The 16,271-nt window shown below is 64.4% G+C and carries 14 protein-coding genes and 1 riboswitch; of the genes, 2 read left to right on the plus strand and 12 right to left on the minus strand.

Annotated features, from left to right (window positions below; genetic code table 11):
* Positions 1-40 precede the first annotated feature (40 nt).
* The 8 genes from OSJ75_RS21880 to OSJ75_RS21915 form a co-directional block, all read right to left on the minus strand.
* On the minus strand, positions 41-964 hold the full coding sequence (locus OSJ75_RS21880) for a Gfo/Idh/MocA family protein (protein WP_267229522.1): 924 nt from the start codon (positions 962-964) through the stop codon (positions 41-43).
* Positions 965-1,212: 248 nt separating this feature from the next.
* A complete protein-coding gene (gcvP, locus tag OSJ75_RS21885; RefSeq protein WP_267229523.1) occupies positions 1,213-4,008 on the minus strand; it encodes an aminomethyl-transferring glycine dehydrogenase in 2,796 nt (931 codons plus the stop codon).
* Positions 4,009-4,103: 95 nt separating this feature from the next.
* Positions 4,104-4,472 (minus strand): glycine cleavage system protein GcvH, encoded by a 369-nt coding sequence (gcvH, locus tag OSJ75_RS21890; RefSeq protein ID WP_250019982.1) that lies wholly within the window; start codon positions 4,470-4,472, stop codon positions 4,104-4,106.
* 6 nt (positions 4,473-4,478) lie between these two features.
* On the minus strand, positions 4,479-5,630 hold the full coding sequence (gene gcvT, locus OSJ75_RS21895) for a glycine cleavage system aminomethyltransferase GcvT (RefSeq protein WP_267229525.1): 1,152 nt from the start codon (positions 5,628-5,630) through the stop codon (positions 4,479-4,481).
* A gap of 153 nt (positions 5,631-5,783) precedes the next feature.
* Positions 5,784-5,883: riboswitch (glycine riboswitch) on the minus strand.
* Between the two features lie 1,153 nt (positions 5,884-7,036).
* Positions 7,037-7,990 carry an IS110 family transposase gene (locus OSJ75_RS21900; protein WP_267229526.1) on the minus strand — a complete coding sequence of 318 codons (954 nt, stop codon included), beginning with the start codon at positions 7,988-7,990 and terminating at the stop codon, positions 7,037-7,039.
* 321 nt (positions 7,991-8,311) lie between these two features.
* Positions 8,312-9,637 carry a type II toxin-antitoxin system HipA family toxin gene (locus OSJ75_RS21905; protein WP_267229527.1) on the minus strand — a complete coding sequence of 442 codons (1,326 nt, stop codon included), beginning with the start codon at positions 9,635-9,637 and terminating at the stop codon, positions 8,312-8,314.
* Positions 9,637-9,891: a helix-turn-helix domain-containing protein gene (locus OSJ75_RS21910; protein ID WP_250019979.1), complete on the minus strand. Its 255-nt coding sequence runs from the start codon at positions 9,889-9,891 to the stop codon at positions 9,637-9,639. The genes OSJ75_RS21905 and OSJ75_RS21910 overlap by 1 nt, the downstream gene beginning before the upstream one ends.
* A 126-nt stretch (positions 9,892-10,017) precedes the next feature.
* Positions 10,018-11,082, minus strand: a complete 1,065-nt coding sequence (locus OSJ75_RS21915) for an adenylate/guanylate cyclase domain-containing protein (protein WP_250019978.1) — start codon at positions 11,080-11,082, stop codon at positions 10,018-10,020.
* Between the two features lie 183 nt (positions 11,083-11,265).
* On the opposite strand from OSJ75_RS21915, the gene OSJ75_RS21920 reads away from it, so the two are divergent.
* Together OSJ75_RS21920 and OSJ75_RS21925 are read left to right on the plus strand one after the other, a co-directional pair.
* On the plus strand, positions 11,266-11,724 hold the full coding sequence (locus OSJ75_RS21920) for an Rrf2 family transcriptional regulator (protein ID WP_250019977.1): 459 nt from the start codon (positions 11,266-11,268) through the stop codon (positions 11,722-11,724).
* Positions 11,714-12,619 (plus strand): NAD(P)/FAD-dependent oxidoreductase, encoded by a 906-nt coding sequence (locus tag OSJ75_RS21925; RefSeq protein WP_267229529.1) that lies wholly within the window; start codon positions 11,714-11,716, stop codon positions 12,617-12,619. Before OSJ75_RS21920 ends, OSJ75_RS21925 begins: the two co-directional genes overlap by 11 nt.
* Here the strand turns inward: OSJ75_RS21925 and OSJ75_RS21930 are convergent, their stop codons facing one another.
* The 4 genes from OSJ75_RS21930 to OSJ75_RS21945 are packed head-to-tail and all read right to left on the minus strand — an operon-like array spanning position 12,620 to position 16,140.
* Positions 12,620-13,444 carry a metal ABC transporter permease gene (locus tag OSJ75_RS21930; RefSeq protein WP_267229530.1) on the minus strand — a complete coding sequence of 275 codons (825 nt, stop codon included), beginning with the start codon at positions 13,442-13,444 and terminating at the stop codon, positions 12,620-12,622. It abuts the gene before it with no gap.
* On the minus strand, positions 13,441-14,340 hold the full coding sequence (locus OSJ75_RS21935; RefSeq protein WP_267229531.1) for a metal ABC transporter permease: 900 nt from the start codon (positions 14,338-14,340) through the stop codon (positions 13,441-13,443). The genes OSJ75_RS21930 and OSJ75_RS21935 overlap by 4 nt, the downstream gene beginning before the upstream one ends.
* A gap of 1 nt (position 14,341) precedes the next feature.
* Positions 14,342-15,265 carry a manganese/iron ABC transporter ATP-binding protein gene (locus OSJ75_RS21940; RefSeq protein ID WP_267229532.1) on the minus strand — a complete coding sequence of 308 codons (924 nt, stop codon included), beginning with the start codon at positions 15,263-15,265 and terminating at the stop codon, positions 14,342-14,344.
* Complete coding sequence (locus OSJ75_RS21945) at positions 15,262-16,140, minus strand: metal ABC transporter substrate-binding protein (RefSeq protein WP_416362600.1); 879 nt, start codon at positions 16,138-16,140, stop codon at positions 15,262-15,264. The genes OSJ75_RS21940 and OSJ75_RS21945 overlap by 4 nt, the downstream gene beginning before the upstream one ends.
* Positions 16,141-16,271: the final 131 nt, after the last annotated feature.

The raw sequence follows: 16,271 nt of genomic DNA on the forward strand, positions 1-16,271 counted from the left end.
TCCCGGCAGCCTTGTCGGCGCCGTGCCTCAGCCGAGCCGGTCAGTCGTGGAAGGGCTCCACCAGCTTGCGCTTGCCGAGCAGGAAAGCATCGGCGACATGGCGCAGCGGCGCGATATCGACGTCGGATATGCCGGCCGCGATGAGCTCGGCGAAGCGGCTGTAGAGCGAGAAATATTCCTGTTCCGGCTCGACGGATCGCAGCTCGCCGCCAACCGACAATTTCGATCCGCCCTCGGAAAGAACCATCTGCCCGGCATCGGTTTCGGCCAGTATGTCCCAGGTCTGCCGGCCGGTCTGGCGCCAGTCGAACACGGCGCGGATCGGCCGTCCCTCGGCATCCTCGAGCTGCAGTTCGGCGGCGATCGGCGCATCGCGATTCTCCGGAAACTCCAGCGTCGAAGCGGTGATGAAGGCCGGGCGCGGCAGGATATGGGTCATGATCGACAGCGCGTTGATGCCCGGATCGAAGACGCCGAGCCCGCCCGCCTGCCAGATCCATTCCTGGTTCGGATGCCAGTGGCGCACATCCTCCTTCCAGATGATCTCGACGCTCCGGACCGTCGTGGAAGCGAGGAACGACCGCGCCGATTCCACCGCCGGCGCATAGCGCGAATGCCAGCTGGCAAAGAGCGAAACGCCCTTGTCGCGGGCCATTGCATCGAGGTCGGCGACCTCCGACAGCGTGGCGCCGGGCGGCTTTTCGAGGAAGACATGCTTGCGCGCCGACAGCGCCTTGCGCGCCGCCTCATAGCGGTATTGCGGCGGCATGCACAGCGACACCGCCGCGACATCCGCCGCCTCCAGCATCTCGTCTATGGTCTTGTAGGCGTCGACGCCTTCGACCGTGCCATGCCGGCTGGCGGTGGCGACGAGGCGGAAATCCGAGCCCCGCGCGATCGACGGCAAATGCTGGTCGCGGACGATCTTGCCGACGCCGACAATGGCGAGATTGATTGGTGGCATGTGTGAAAACTCGCTGTTCTGGAAAGCTGCTGGACAGGATGGCGCGACGCTAGCATGGCGGCTTCACCGGCCGCAAGATTTCAATTGCGGCCGCGAAACCCGTGCCGGAATCAGCCATCCATGTGCCAATTCGGGCCAGATGCCCGCCGGAAAGGTGCAGAAAGGGTGCCGGAAACGCCGTTTTCTCCGGCGTTTCCCTGCCAGTTAATTGAACGAGCGTTCAATTAACCCCAATATCCGACCCTTGCTCAACTATAGGCTGCCATCGGCGGGCATGAGCACACCAGGTTGCGGTCGCCGGCGACATTGTCGACGCGCGAAACCGGCGGCCAGTATTTGGCTCCGTCCTCGGCGATGCCGGCCGGCATGCCGGCGACCGCGCGGCTATAGGGATGCGCCCAGTCGTCGGCCAGCACGTCCTCCGCCGGATGCGGCGCGTTGACCAGCGGATTGTCCTCGCGCGGCCATTCCCCCTTCGCCACTTTTTCCGCCTCGGCGGCGATGGCGATCATGGCGTCGCAGAAGCGGTCGATCTCGCGCTTCGATTCCGATTCCGTCGGCTCGACCATCAGCGTCCCGGCGATCGGCCAGGACATGGTCGGCGCGTGGAAGCCGTAATCGATGAGCCGCTTGGCGATGTCCTCGACCGACACCCCTGCCCTCTCCTTGAGCACGCGCGTGTCGAGGATACATTCATGGGCGACGCGGCCATTGCGGCCCTTGAACAGCACCGGATAGACCTCCTGAAGCCGCTGGGCGATGTAGTTGGCGTTGAGGATCGCCATCTCCGTCGCGCGCTTCAGGCCGGCGCCGCCCATCATGCGGATATACATCCAGGTGATCGGCAGGATCGACGCGCTGCCATAGGGCGCCGCCGAAACGGCAAAGCCCGAACCCGACGCCACATGCCCGGGCAGGAACGGCGCGAGGTGCGACTTGACGCCGATGGGCCCGACGCCCGGACCGCCGCCGCCATGGGGAATGCAGAAGGTCTTGTGCAGGTTCATATGGCAGACGTCGGCGCCGATATCGCCCGGCCGCGCCAGCCCGACAAGCGCATTCAAATTGGCGCCGTCGAAATAGACCTGTCCGCCATGGTCGTGGACGATGGCGCAGATATCCTTGACGCCCTCCTCGAAGACGCCATGAGTCGATGGATAGGTGATCATCAGCGCCGCCAGATTGGCGCCGTGCTGCGCCGCCTTGGCCTTCAGGTCGTCGAGGTCGATATCGCCCTCTTCCTCGCAGGCGACGACCACGACCCGCATGCCGGCCATATGCGCGCTGGCGGGATTGGTGCCATGGGCCGATTCGGGAATGAGGCAGACGTCGCGATCCGCATCGCCGCGGTCGAGATGATAGCGGCGGATGGCCAGCAGGCCGGCATATTCGCCCTGGCTGCCGGCATTGGGCTGCAGCGAGACGGCATCGAAGCCGGTGATCTCCGCCAGCCAGTTCTCGAGATCGTCGGTCATCGCGCTGTAGCCGAGCGCATGCTCCGCCGGGGCAAAAGGATGGACGTTGGCGACGCTCTGCCAGCTGACCGGCAGCATCTCGGCCGCCGCGTTCAGCTTCATCGTGCACGAACCGAGCGGGATCATCGCCCGGTCCAGCGCCAGATCCTTGTCGGCAAGGCGGCGCAGGAAGCGCATCATCTCGGTTTCCGACCGCTGCTGGTGGAACACCGCCTGGGTCATGAAACCTTCGGACGGCCGCGAGGAAGGCAGCTGCGAGCCGGGATCGTTGGAGAGGCGCGCGCCGAACAGCGCCGCCAGCGCCTCGATATCCGCGTCGGTCGTCGTCTCGTCGAGCGTGATGCCCAGCCGGTCGGCATCGATGCGGCGCAGCAGGCGCTCGCCCTTCTCGGCCTCGGCGGCGATGGCCTCGGCGCGGCCCGGAACGCTGACCGTCAGCGTGTCGAAGAACTGGCGGCCGGCGAGCTTCAGCCCCGCGGCTTCAAGCCCGGAGGCGAGGCGCGCCGCCTGCGCATGGATGCGGGTAGCGATGGCGCGCAGGCCCTGCGGCCCGTGCCAGATGGCATAGGATACCGCCATATTGGCCAGCAGCGCCTGCGCGGTGCAGATATTGGAGGTCGCCTTGTCGCGCCTGATATGCTGTTCGCGCGTTTGCAGCGCCAGCCGGTAGCCGGGCCTTCCCTTGCTGTCGACCGACTGGCCGACCAGCCGCCCGGGAATGAGCCGGGTGAGGTTTTCGGCAACGGCGAGATAGGCGGCATGCGGGCCGCCATAGCCGATCGGCACGCCGAAGCGCTGCATCGAGCCGGCGGCGATATCGGCGCCGAGCGAGGCCGGCGTCGCCGTGATGGTCAGCGCCAGCGGGTCCGCCACCGCGATGACGAGCGCGCCGGCAGCCTTGGCCGCCTCGATCGTCGCGCCATGGTCGCCATAGACGCCGAAACTGTCCGGCCATGGCACGATGACGGCGGCCGTCTCCGCGCCGATGGCTTGCTCGTCGACGGTCAGCCCCAGCGGCTCGGCGCGGGTGCGCACCACGTCGAGGATCTGCGGATGCACCGCGCCGGCAAGCGCGATATGGCTGCGCTTCTCGCGGTGATGGCGATAGGCGATGCCCACGGCCTCGGCGACGGCTGTCGCCTCGTCGAGCAGCGAGGCGGAGGCGACGGGAAGCCCGGTCAGTTCCGTCACCAATGTCTGGAAGTGGAACAGCAGCTCCAGCCGGCCCTGGCTGATTTCCGACTGGTACGGCGTATAGGCCGTGTACCAGGCCGGGTTCTCGAACAGATTGCGCTGGATCACCGCCGGCACATGCGTGCCGTGATAGCCCTGGCCGATGAAGCTCTTGAACGTCCTGTTGCGGCCCATCTTCGCCGCCAGCTCGCCGAGCGCCGCGGCCTCGTCGACGGCCTCCGGCAGCGCCAGCTTCTGTTCGAGGCGGATGGATTTCGGCACGGCCTGCGCGATCAGCGTGTCCAGCGAAGGAATGCCGAGCGCGGCCAGCATCGCCCGCGAACCTTGCAGGCTGGGGCCGATATGACCTTCCGTGAAGGGAAATATGGTTGTCATGTTTGAAGTCATGTTTGAACCTTTGTGACGGCACCCGATCCCGAAACCGGACGGTGCCAGAACAAAAAGCTAGATCGTACCTGACGCGGTACGATCTAACCGATGATTGCCTTGTAGCCTGCCTCGTCGAGGAGATTGGCCAGCTGGCTCTCGTCCGCGAGCTTCATCTTCCACAGCCAGCCATCCGAGCTTGCAGCGGAATTCACCAGCGCCGGGTCGCTCGCGGTGGCCTCGTTGACTTCCGTCACCTCGCCATCGATCGGCGCATAGACGTCGGAAGCGGCCTTGACCGATTCGACGACGACCGCCGCATCGCCCTTGGCCAGCTTCTGGCCGACATCCGGCAACTGGACGAAAACCAGATCGCCGAGCTGGTCCTGCGCATGGTCGGTAATGCCGACCGTGGCAACGCCGCCCTCGACGCGGATCCATTCATGATCTTCGGTAAAATAGGTAGTCGCCATCTGACTTTATCCTTTGTGGTAGCGATGTGGTGTAAATGGAAGCGGGTGGATGTGAACCGGGATGCGATTGCCCCGCAGTTCGGCAAAGATCGGCAGGTTGCCGTCGATCGCGGCGCGCGCCACATAGCCCATGGCGACCGGATGCCCGGCCGAGGGGCCGAAGCCACCGGAAGTGACGAGGCCGATTTCATTGCCGTCGGCACCGATGAGAACCGTCTCGCCGCGCACGGGCTGGCGCCCGTCCGGCTTGAGGCCGACCCGCTTGCGAACCGTGCCGGCGGCGAGCTTCGCCCGTAGCGCCTCGGCGCCGATGAAACCGCCCTTCTCGCGGACCGGCTTGCCGATGGCCCAGGTCAGCGCCGCCTCGACGGGATCATGGTCCGGCGTGATGTCATGTCCATGCAGGCAGAGCCCGGCTTCGAGCCGCAGGCTGTCGCGCGCCGCAAGCCCGATCCAGGCCAGCCGCTCGTCGGCGAGGAGCGCAGCCACCAGCTCGCGCGCCTCCCCGGCGGGAAGGCCGATCTCGAATCCATCCTCGCCCGTATAGCCGGACCGGCTCATGAACCAGCCGGGCTTCGGCTCGAAACCATTCATGAAGGCAAGCTCGGTGCCGGAAAGCCCGGCCATGCGCAGGATATCGGCGGCCTGCGGCCCCTGTATGGCCAGGAAGACGCGCGGCAGCGCCTCGACGCGGCAATCGAACCCGGATGCGATATGGCGCAGATGCGCCTCGTCGGCGGCGGCATTGCCGGCATTGGCAACGACCATGTAGCGGTCGCCGCCGCTATCTCCCCCGGCCGTACTATCGGCCCTGTCTCCCCCGGCCGCACCGAGGCGCGTCACGATGAGATCGTCGAGAATGCCGGCCTGCTCGTTGAGGAAGAAAGTATATTTGGACTGGCCCTGTTGCAGCGCTGCGGCATCCAGCGGGCAGGCATGCGACAGCAGGGCTGCGGCCTCGCGGCCCGACAGCTCGAACAGCTGCATGTGCGAAATATCGAACAGGCCGGCCTTTTCGCGCGTGTGCAGATGTTCCTTCATCACCCCGAGCGGATAGGTGATCGGCATGTTCCAGCCGGCAAACCCGCCAAAGCGCGCACCGGCGGCTTTGTGCAGATCGTCCAAAGGCAGGGATTTCAGATTTTCGTCGGTGCCCATTTAAACTCCAGAGTCGTGCAAAGACCTCCGCCGAAATTGGCGGTCGGTTCCTTGCCCCTCTGTCGGAAGCCTGAGAGACTCGCGCAGCACGAATGAACGCGACTGCACTTACACCTTCGGCGCGAGGTTGCCCCCGACTTTCCAGAGTTGTCTTACCTGCGCGCGGTTCCTGGTACCTGAGAGATTTCGGGCGATTTCCCCTTCGGCGGTCCTGACGCCTTGCGGCGACGGGACGCTCTCCCGCGAGCTGACAGAGGTCTCGACCTTTGATCGATAACCCTCGACAGGCGGAACCATAGCCGAGCAAAGCCGCGCTGTCATCGCCCCCCGGTCGAATTTGACGCTTAATGAACAAAATTTGTCGATGGCGGAATATGAGTTGGGCCGGCGTGCCTCGTGGCGGGGCTCGCGAGCTTGTCGAAGCACGGAGCACGCATTCATGATACCATCGAGCGCCGTTGGACTTCCGGTCGAAAAGCTCCTATTTGTGTCGGCAGGCAGGCTGACTTTCGAGGTCGCTGTCATGTCAACGCAGGATGACATCTTGCGTCTCGTACACCACGGTAATGGACATCCAGTTTTCGAGGCTCAGCCAAGGCTGGGCCTCATTCATTTGGGCTCACGATTGCCTTTGATGCCGGGTGGTGGTCCTGCAAGATTTCAACACCCGCCAACATCTCAGAACCACCACTCTGCAAATCTCTATTTCCCCTCATCCTGAGCTTGTCGAAGGGCGCAACAACGTTGGTGCAATGCCTTTGAAGCGCTGCATCAAACCAGTGCGTGCTTCGTGGTTCGACAAGCTCAACATGAGGGGCTCAGCATGAGGGGTGTGGGCTCAGCATGAGGGAACTTGGTGGGAGGCAGAGATTGAATACGGAAAATCCGCACCACGCCCGCAAAATCGCGTCTGGTTATTGAAAGGGGGGGGAGACGGGCGGTCTTCGCGCGTCTATAGTATCAGGGTCGAGGTCCGAAGACCGCCCATGGCGTCTTTGCCCTGCCGTTGTTGCGTTTGTCAGGCGCAACAACCCGGAAACCGGAGCGCCACCTCCGTTTCCTTCTGCAGTTTGCCGGATAGTCGGGTTTGTCACTCCCGCCTGTCCGGCAACGCCACCCTTCCCCAGCTTTCGAAACAGCACCGGAAGCTGCTCCCCCACTGGAAAGGACCGAATCAGAATAATCGGGTTTCTGAGAGGTGGGATAAGTTTCCATTTATCCCACCAAGAGAGCCGTGTGTTGCATTACTGTTGCGGGGTCTTTCCACAGGCTCAGCATGAGGGTGATTGATTTGATTGCAGAAAAGCCGGGAGCCCAGGTTTGAAACCTCGCAGAATTATCCCCCTGCCAAACACCCAATCTCCTCATCCTGAGCCCTCATGGTGAGCAACTGTGTTTTGCGCTTGTCATGTTTGGGCAGTTTGGGCCCATGGTGTGTCGGTTCGAATGATGGCGTTGAGAGTGATGATGAGCTTGCGCATGACGGCGACGATGGCCACTTTGAACGGTTTTCCGGCAGCGCGAAGCTTTTGGTAGAATAGGGCCAGCGGCCGGTTTCGGGCGCGAATGATCGACAGGGATGCCATGTAAAGGGTTCTCCTGATCTGGGCTCGGCCGCCCTGACACCTGCCTCTCTTCTGCGTCAGGCCCGATTGCCGCGGATGGGGTGCGACACCCACCAGGCTTGCCGCCTGCCGGCTGGAAAGACTTCCGAGCTCGGGCATGGAACCGAGGAGTTCGGCGGCAAGCACCGGGCCTGTTCCGGGAACGCTGCGCAGGCGCTCGGCCCGGTGGCGCAGGGTTGCATCGCCTCTGATCGCATCTGCAATGGCCGTTTCCAGCTGCTTGCGCAGCGCGGTCTGGGTGGCGACCAGCGTGGCAATGGCCGCCTCGGCCGCCGCGCTGCTCATGCGGCTCATCAGGCTCTTCAGTTCATTTTGCATGATGAGGATCCGGCGGCGCAATGCGGTCAACTCCTTGATCGTGCTTTGTTGTTCCGTCCGCACCACCGGCATGCGATGGTTGACGGCAACGGCAAGCGCCTCGGCAATGGCCTTGGCATCGAGCCGGTCGGTCTTGGCGCGCTTGCCCTTGAAACGGGCAAACGCGCGCACATCGGAGGGATGCAGACAATAGGCTGGCAGGCCCGCCTCACTCAAGCCAATCAGCAGGCGCTCTTCATAGCCGCCCGTCGCCTCGCAGCCGAAGGCGATGCCGTCGAGCGCACCGAGGCGCTGCACAAGCTCGTCGATGCCCTCGCAATCATTGGCGATGCGCAACTGCAACCCATCGGGCAAACAATGAATATCGAGGTGGTCCTTGCTCACATCGATGCCGACAAAACGCTCAAACTGTGTCATGATGAAATCCCCTGGCTTGTCATACGGGGTCGATGCCCCTTGCAACTGTTTCGGGTGTCATCGAAGGATAGGGCACTGCTCACCATCGGACTTCAAAGTCCCGCTGTCGAAACGGCCTCCTGTCCCTCGGTCCACGTGTGGTAGAAGGCACGTGGACCGTCTCATCATAACAAGCATTCAACAGACAAGTTCGTCGAACCACGAAGGGCGCAGCAACGTTGCTGCAATCGCTTTTTCGGTTGCATCAAAATAGTGCATGCTTCGTGGGTTCGGCAGGCTCAGCATGAGGGAGGTTGAATGGCGGGGAATGCGGGCCTTTGCCTATGACTCGCTGCCCTCGAGATAGCGCGCGATGAGCCCTGTCCGGCCCGTCATGGCAGCGGTGATCGAGTCGACCAGCTGCGGCGGGAATCCCTGCGGCAGCTCATCGACAATGGTCGAGATCGTCTTGCCGGCGGTTGCGGCGAGTTCTTCGAAAATCGCCTGCAGCGCGGCCTTCCCCATGCCCGCCTCGTCGGCGGTCTGCTGGAAATGGCGCGGGACGATCTCATCGACGGCATAGTGATTGTTGCTGCCGACCGACATGGCGAGCTTGAATTTCCGGCGCGGGATCTGCCCGCTGTCGAGGCTCGGCTGGGTCGTCAGCACATCGTAGAGCGGCGTCATGCGGAAGCGGCCGCCGGGTGCGAGGAAGATGCTGAAATTCTTGGCATGTCCGTCCGTCGCGCCGATCAGCCAGAACAGGATGCAGGCGCGCATGAAGGCGGCAATATCCTCGTCCGGCCGGTCGCTGGCCTTGAGCATCTGGATGATGCCGCGCATGCCCGGACCGCCTTCGGACTGGTATTTTCGCGTCGGCGAAATGGAGAGCGCCTGGCAGATGTCCTCCTGCGGCAGGCGCAACAGGCGGTTGTCCTTTGTCCAGCGACGATCGAAACGCTCGACGACCAGGGTGCGGCGCGCGCCGAAATCGGCGATCTCGGCATTGGCGGCCGGCAGCCCGAACGCCTTGAGCAGCTTGAGGCAGAAATATTCGTTCTCGACGCTGTCCGAAAGGTCGAGCCCGTTTGCGATCTGGCCGATCTGCGGCTTGAGTATATGCGTGGTCGCCGCCGTGCCGGAGGGCTTGAACCAGCGGCCATCCTTGAACAGCAGCGCCGTCTTCTCCTGCACGCCGGCAAGCGAGATCCGGAAATCCCGGTCGTCACCCATGCCGAGCGGCGCGCTGGCGAGATTGGCAAGGAGCGCGGCGATTTCATCATCGCTCACCGCCCTGCCCTCGGCGCTGCCCGCCGGACCGGGCTCGCTGCCATCCGGCAGGAATTGCAGCGCGCCGACGCAATCATGGCCGAGCGCGGCCAGCAGGCTGTAGGCGTCGATGCCCTCCGCGCCGACCCGCTCGGCCACGCGCCTGCGAATGGATTCATTGTCCGGCAGCAGATTGTCGAAGACATTGGCGACGGGCGCGCCGATATAGCGGTCTTCCCGCAGCGGCAGCGACAGCGACACCGGGAACGTGTCGCCCCAGTCCAGCCAGGCGCGCGCATAGGTGAAATCGATGGCGCCGGACGGCTCCCGGCGCAAAACGCCAACAAGGCGGCCGTTCAGAAATACGTCGAGAGGCACATGCGCCTTGCGCCGTGCCATCAGAACAGATCTTCGATGTCGGCAGCGCCGGCCTGCGTCCGCGGTCGGATCACCAGTTCGAGCTTGAGCGCGGAGAGCGTTTCCATCAGCGTGCGCAGCTGCACGGCAGGCTCCCCTGCCTCAAGCCGCGAGATCGTGCCCTGGCGCAGATGGATCAGGTCGCCAAGCCCGCCCTGGGTAAGCCCTGACTGCTTGCGGACGCGGCGGATGATGGCGCCGAGCTGTTTTTCGGTGCGGGCAATGGCTTCGGTCATGTTGCCTCCGATATACGCAATAGCGTATAAATCCTGAATATACGCATTCGCGCTTAAAAATAGATTATACGCGAGTGCGTTTAAAACACAAGTATACGCAACTGCGTATACTGATCGGAGGCAGCGCTAGCCGGCGACCGGCGCCATGGCGGCGGGTTCGGGCTCCGCCACCGGCACCGGCGAGCGGCGCAGCGCCATGACGCCGAGCGACTGGCCCTTGCCGCGCAGCGCGTGGTTGCCGAGATAATCCGTGCCTATGCCGTCCTTGAAATCGATCCGGCCGGCAAGGTCGCTGGAGATCAGCACCGGCTCGTTCAATGTGCGGCACAGGCCTTCCAGCCGCGCCGTCGTATTCACCGTGTCGCCGAAATAGGCGATCTTGTGGTGATCGACGCCGATCTCCGCGGCGATGATCGGACCGCCATGCAGCGCGGCGCGCAGGCGCGGCACCCGGCCGAATTTCTGCAGCCATTTCTCCCTGTCCGCCTCGATCGCATCGAGGATCGAGAACACGCAGCGCACGCAATTGCCGTTCTTGATGCCGTTCTTCATCGGCCAGGTGATGATCGCCGCATCGCCGATATAATCGTCGATGGCGCCGCCATGGCGGCGGACCGGGGCGGCGAAGGCAGCGAACAGGGCGCCGAGAAACTGCTGGGCGCGCAGGTCGCCATGTTCTTCGGCAAAGGAGGTGGAGCCGGCGAGATCGACGAAGAGAAACACCCGCTCCTCCTCGATCGGCTTGCGGTATTTGCCCAGCAGCAGGCTGGTGAAGACATCCCGGCCGAGCAGTTCGCGCACGCGGGCGACGAAGCTCAGCACCGCGGCGATGACGAGGGTCGAGAAGAAGGCGCTCGGCGGCAGCATCGCGATCTTCGTCCAGTGGTCGTAGGTCTGATAGCCGAGGAAATTCAGCAGCATGCGGCACAAGGCCGAGCCGAAATAGATCAGCACCGAATAGAGCAGCAGCGTCGCCATGATGTAGAACGGCGTCGGCAGCACGGCCAGGCGCGAATAGAGGCGCGGGAACAGCGCGCCGCGCTCCAGCGCGATCAGCGGCACGCAGGTGAACAGCGCGAAGATCGCGCCGATCATGGTCGGCTCGTCATAGACCACCCAGCTGAAGACGACGCCGCTCATCGAAACGACGGCGAGGACGAATATCCAGAAGCCGATGGAATATCTGTTCATGCTGCGCTTCCCCGGAAATCCGACGCGCGCAGACCCGCGCGCGCTGCAACCTCAGATCGTGTCTGAAGCCTGTCTCTTCAATAGACGAGTGCCCGTGAAATGAATCCAAGTGAAATTGGGGACGAGTGCAAGTAAAAATTGCAGGGCTTGACAGCACGCGTTTCATGTATCATACGTTGTTACATGAAACGCAACAGCAGACTATCCGCCATTCTCCACGTCATCCTGCACATGGCCGAGCGCGGCAAGGCCATGACGTCGGAGGAGCTGGCCCTGTGCATGCAGACCAATGCCGTCGTGGTGCGGCGGACGATGGCGGGGCTGCGCGAGGCCGGTTTCGTCACCTCGCAGAAGGGGCATGGCGGTGGCTGGGTCATCGCCCGCGACCTCAGGGACATCACGCTGCGCGACATGTATGACGCGGTGGGCGCGCCGGAGATGTTCGCGCTCGGCAATCGAACCGAGACGCCGCAATGCCTGGTCGAGCAGGCGGTCAACCAGGCGCTCGACGGCGCTTTCGCCGAGGCCGAGGCCCTGATCATCGAGCGGCTGGGCAGCGTGTCGCTTGCCGATCTTGCCGCCGATTTCCACCGCCGCTTCGCCGCCCACGCCCAACATGGAAACAGCCATCATGCAACATGAAGTCATCATCATCGGCGGCAGCTATGCCGGCATGGCCGCCGGGCTGCAGCTGGCCCGGGCGAAGCGCCGCGTGCTCGTCATCGACGCCGGCGAAAGGCGCAACCGCTTTGCCTCGACCTCCCATGGCTTCCTGACGCAGGACGGCGTCGATCCGGCGGAAATCGCCGAGCGCGCCCGCCGGCAATTGCTGGCCTATCCGACGGTGGAATGGCTGGAGGGCCGCGCCGGGACGGCCAATGGCGATCTCGACGATTTCACGGTCCACGCCGCGGGCAAGGCCCATCGCGGCCGCCGCCTCATCCTGGCCTTCGGCGTCAGCGACCAGCTGCCCGACGTGCCGGGGCTGAAGCAGCGATGGGGCCGCAACGTGTTCCACTGCCCCTATTGCCATGGCTATGAGATCGGAGAGGCGCCGATCGGCGTCCTCGCCACCGGGGCGATCTCGATGCACCAGGCGATGATGCTGCCGGACTGGGGCAGCACGACCTTCTTCACCAATGGCACATTCGAGCCGGATGCGGACCAGCTGGCGGCGCTGGCGCGGCGCGGCGTCAATGTCGAGACGCAGCCGGTGCGCGCGCTCGGCGGTTCCGGCGACATGGTGACGGTCGAGCTTGCCGATGGCCGCAGCGTGGCGCTTGGCGGGCTGTTCACCGCTCCGTCGACGCGGGTTGCCGCGCCGCTCGCCGGGCAATTGGGCTGCGCCTTCGATGAGGGGCCGCTCGGCGCCTATATCCGCGTCGATGCGCTGCAGATGACGAGCCGGGCCGGGATCTTTGCCTGCGGCGATGCGGCTGCCATGGCAGGCTCCGTGGCGCTGGCGGTGGGCGATGGCACCAGGGCCGGCGTCGCCGCCCATCGTTCGCTGATGTTTCCCGAGCTCCTCGCCGCCTGATCACTCCACCTGCACGGCGGGGCGACGCAATTGCGTTGCCGCGAGCGCGACGACGAAGATCGCCGCCATGACGAGGACGATGGTCGGCGCCGGCGCGCTGTCGAGGATGGACGAAAGCACGACGCCCGCCAGCGATGCGAAGACGGCGACCGCCAGCGCCACGCCGAGCATGGAGGCGAAGCGGCGGGTGAGCAGGAACGCGATGGCGCCCGGCGCGATCAGCATGGCGATGGCGAGGATGATGCCCACCGCCTTCAGCGCGGCGACGATCGTCAGCGAGATGAGGCACAGGAGCCCGTAATGCAGGAGCCGGACATTGAGGCCCGACACCCGCGCCTGCGCCGGATCGAAGGCATGCAGGAAGAAATCGCGCCATTTGACCAGCAGCACGGCGACGATGAAGGCGGCGATGACGCCGGTCTCGACGATGTCGCGCATGGTGATGCCGAGGAGGTCGCCGAACAGGATATGGTCGAGATGCACGTCCGGCCGGATCGCCACATAGAGCACCAGCCCGGCGCCGAACATGCCCGAAAACACCACGCCCATCACCGTATCCTGCTTGATGCGGCTGTTCTCCTTCAGATAGCCGGTCGCCAGCGCGCAGGACATGCCGGCGATGAAGGCGCCCACCGAATAGGGCAGCCCCACCACATAGGCGAGGACGACGCCGGGGAAGACCGCATGCGAGATCGCATCGCCCATCAGCGCCCAGCCCTTCAGCACCATGAAGCAGGAAAGCAGCGCCATCGGTATGGCGACCAGCACGGCGATGATGAGACCCTTCACCATGAAGGGCAGGAACAGCGCTTCCCAGATGCTCATGCCGCGCCCTCCTCTTTCAGTGCGCCCAATGCGCGCGTCGCGCCCTCTTCTTTCAAGGCGCGCGTCGCGCGCCGGTGGGCCGCGAGCAGGCCGTGCTTGGGCGCCGTGACGAACACCACGAGGAAGACCAGCGCCTGAAGCACGACGATGATGCCGCCGGTGGCGCCATCGAGGAAATAGCTCGCATAGGCGCCGAGGAAGCTGGTGCAGGTGCCGATCACGACCGCGATGGCGATGAGGCGCGGGAAGCGGTCGGCCAGGAGATAGGCGGTGGCGCCGGGCGTGACCACCATGGAGATGACGAGAAAGGCGCCCACCGTCTGCAATGCGGCGACCGTCGAGGCCGAAAGCAGCGTGAAGAAGACGAGCTTCAGCAGCGGCGGGTTGAGGCCGATCGAGCGCGCATGGCTTTCGTCGAAGAACACCACCATCAGGTCCTTCCACTTGGCGAGCAGCACGACGAGCGAGACGAAGCCGATAATGGCGATCTGCAGCGTGGCCTCCGGCGTGATCGCCAGTATGTTGCCGAGAATGATCGTCTGGATGTTCACCGATGTCGGCGACAGCGACACCATGAACAGGCCGAGACCGAAGAACGACGAGAAGATCAGGCCGATGATCGCATCCTCGCGCAGCTTGGTGCGATGGTTGAGGAACAGCATCGCCGCCGCCGCGAGCCCGCCGGAGAAGAACGCGCCGATGGAGAACGGCAGGCCGAGCATATAGGCGCCGGCGACGCCCGGAACGATGGCATGCGAAAGCGCGTCGCCGATCAGCGACCAGCCCTTGAGCATCAGATAGGCGGAGAGGAAGGCGCAGACGCCGCCGACCAGCGCCGAAACCCACATGGCATTGACCATGTAGCCATAGGTGAAAGGTTCGAGAAGCGTTGCCATGCTAGCGCCGGCCCTTATCCGTGCTGTCGGGTTCGGAGGCAGCGGGCGTGCGGGAGATGAACGGCCGCTCGTCGTCGCTGATGATGCTCACCGCATCGCCATTGCCCGCCTTGTCGAGGCGGAACTGCCGCAGCACGCCGCCAAACGCCTTTTCGAGATTGGCCTGGGTGAAGACTTCCGCCGTCGGCCCCGCGGCCAGCACCGTGCGGTTGAGCAGCACCGTGCGGTCGCAGAATTCCGGCACGCTGCCGAGATTATGGGTCGATACGAGGATCACCCTGCCCTCGGCGCGCAAACCCAGCAGCAGCGCGACGATGGCCTCCTCGGTCTTCACATCGACGCCGGTAAAGGGCTCGTCCAGCAATATCACCTGCCCGTCCTGCGCCAGGGCGCGGGCAAGGAAGACGCGCTTCTTCTGCCCGCCCGACAATTCGCCGATCTGCCGCTTGCGATAATCCGTCATGCCGACGCGGGCCAGCGCGCCGTCGACGGCGGCCCGGTCCGCCGCACGGGCAATGCGCATCATGCCCATATGGCCGTAACGGCCCATCATCACCACGTCCTCGACGAGAACCGGGAAGTTCCAGTCGATCTCCTCGCTCTGCGGCACATAGGCGATGAGATTGCGCTTCAGCGCCTCGTGCACAGGCCGGCCGAGCACCGCGACGCTGCCCTCGGACGCCTTGACGAAACCCATGATCGCCTTGAACAGGGTGGATTTGCCGGACCCATTGACGCCGACGAGCGCGGTGATCGTGCCCTTCGGAATGGCGAAGCTGACATTGCGCAATGCCGTATGGCCGTTGCGGTAGGTCACGGTGGCATCGCGCACGGCGATGCCCTCCCCTTCGCCGGAGGGATTCAATGGCGGCTGGGGTGGCGGCTGTGGTGGCAGCTGGAATGGTTCGCCGGTGCGTGCGTTCATCGGGCAAGTCCCGCCGCTATCGTGCTCGTCGTTACGCGCAGCAGGTCGAGATAGGTCGGCACCGGCCCGCTTTCATCGGTCAGGGAGTCGACATAGAGCACGCCGCCATATTCGGCGCCGGTCTCCCGCGCCACCTGCCTGGCCGGATCGGCCGAGATGGTGCTCTCCGAAAAGACGACGCCGATCCTGTTGCTCCGCACCGCGTCGATCACCTTGCGCACCTGCTGCGGCGTGCCCTGCTGATCGGCATTGATCGGCCAGAGATAGAGTTCCTTCAGGCCGAAATCGCGCGTGAGATAGGAGAATGCGCCTTCGCTCGACACCAGCCAGCGCTTGTCCTCCGGCACGGCGGCGAGCTGCGCCTTGATCGGGTCGATCGCCGCCTTGAGCTTCGCCTTGTAGGCCTCGGCATTGGCCTTGTAGACCTGCGCATTGGGCGCATCATATTTGACCAGCGCATCGCGGATATTGTCGACATAGACCAGCCCGGCAGCGGGCGACATCCAGGCATGGGGGTTGGGCTTGCCGTCATAGGGGCCTTCGGTGATGCTCATCGGCTCGACGCCGGCGGTCACGACCACGCCCGGCACGTCTTCGAGGCCGGCAAAGAACTTCTCGAACCAGAGCTCGAGACCGAGACCGTTCCACAGGATCAGCTTGGCGCCCTGTGCGCGCCGGATATCGCCGGGCGTCGGCTGGTAATTATGGATCTCGGCGCCGGGCCTGGTGATCGATTCCACCGTTGCCGCATCGCCGGCGACATTGCGCGCCATGTCGGCAATGACGGTAAAGGTCGTCACCACCTTGAACTTTTCAGCAGCGGCCGCCCCCTGGCCCCCCTGGCCCATGACCAGGCCTGCCAGTATCGCCATCATCAGAACCCGTCTTGCCGCCGGCCAGCCCTGCCGCTGCGGGGACGGCAGCCGCCCCGGCATGGAAAGCACCGGGCCCGCGAGATACGAACCCCGCCGCGCCATTGCCACAACCAACCTCGTCATCGGCACAA

The sequence above is a fragment of the Phyllobacterium sp. 0TCS1.6A genome (assembly GCF_026420825.1).
Lineage (GTDB): Bacteria > Pseudomonadota > Alphaproteobacteria > Rhizobiales > Rhizobiaceae > Phyllobacterium.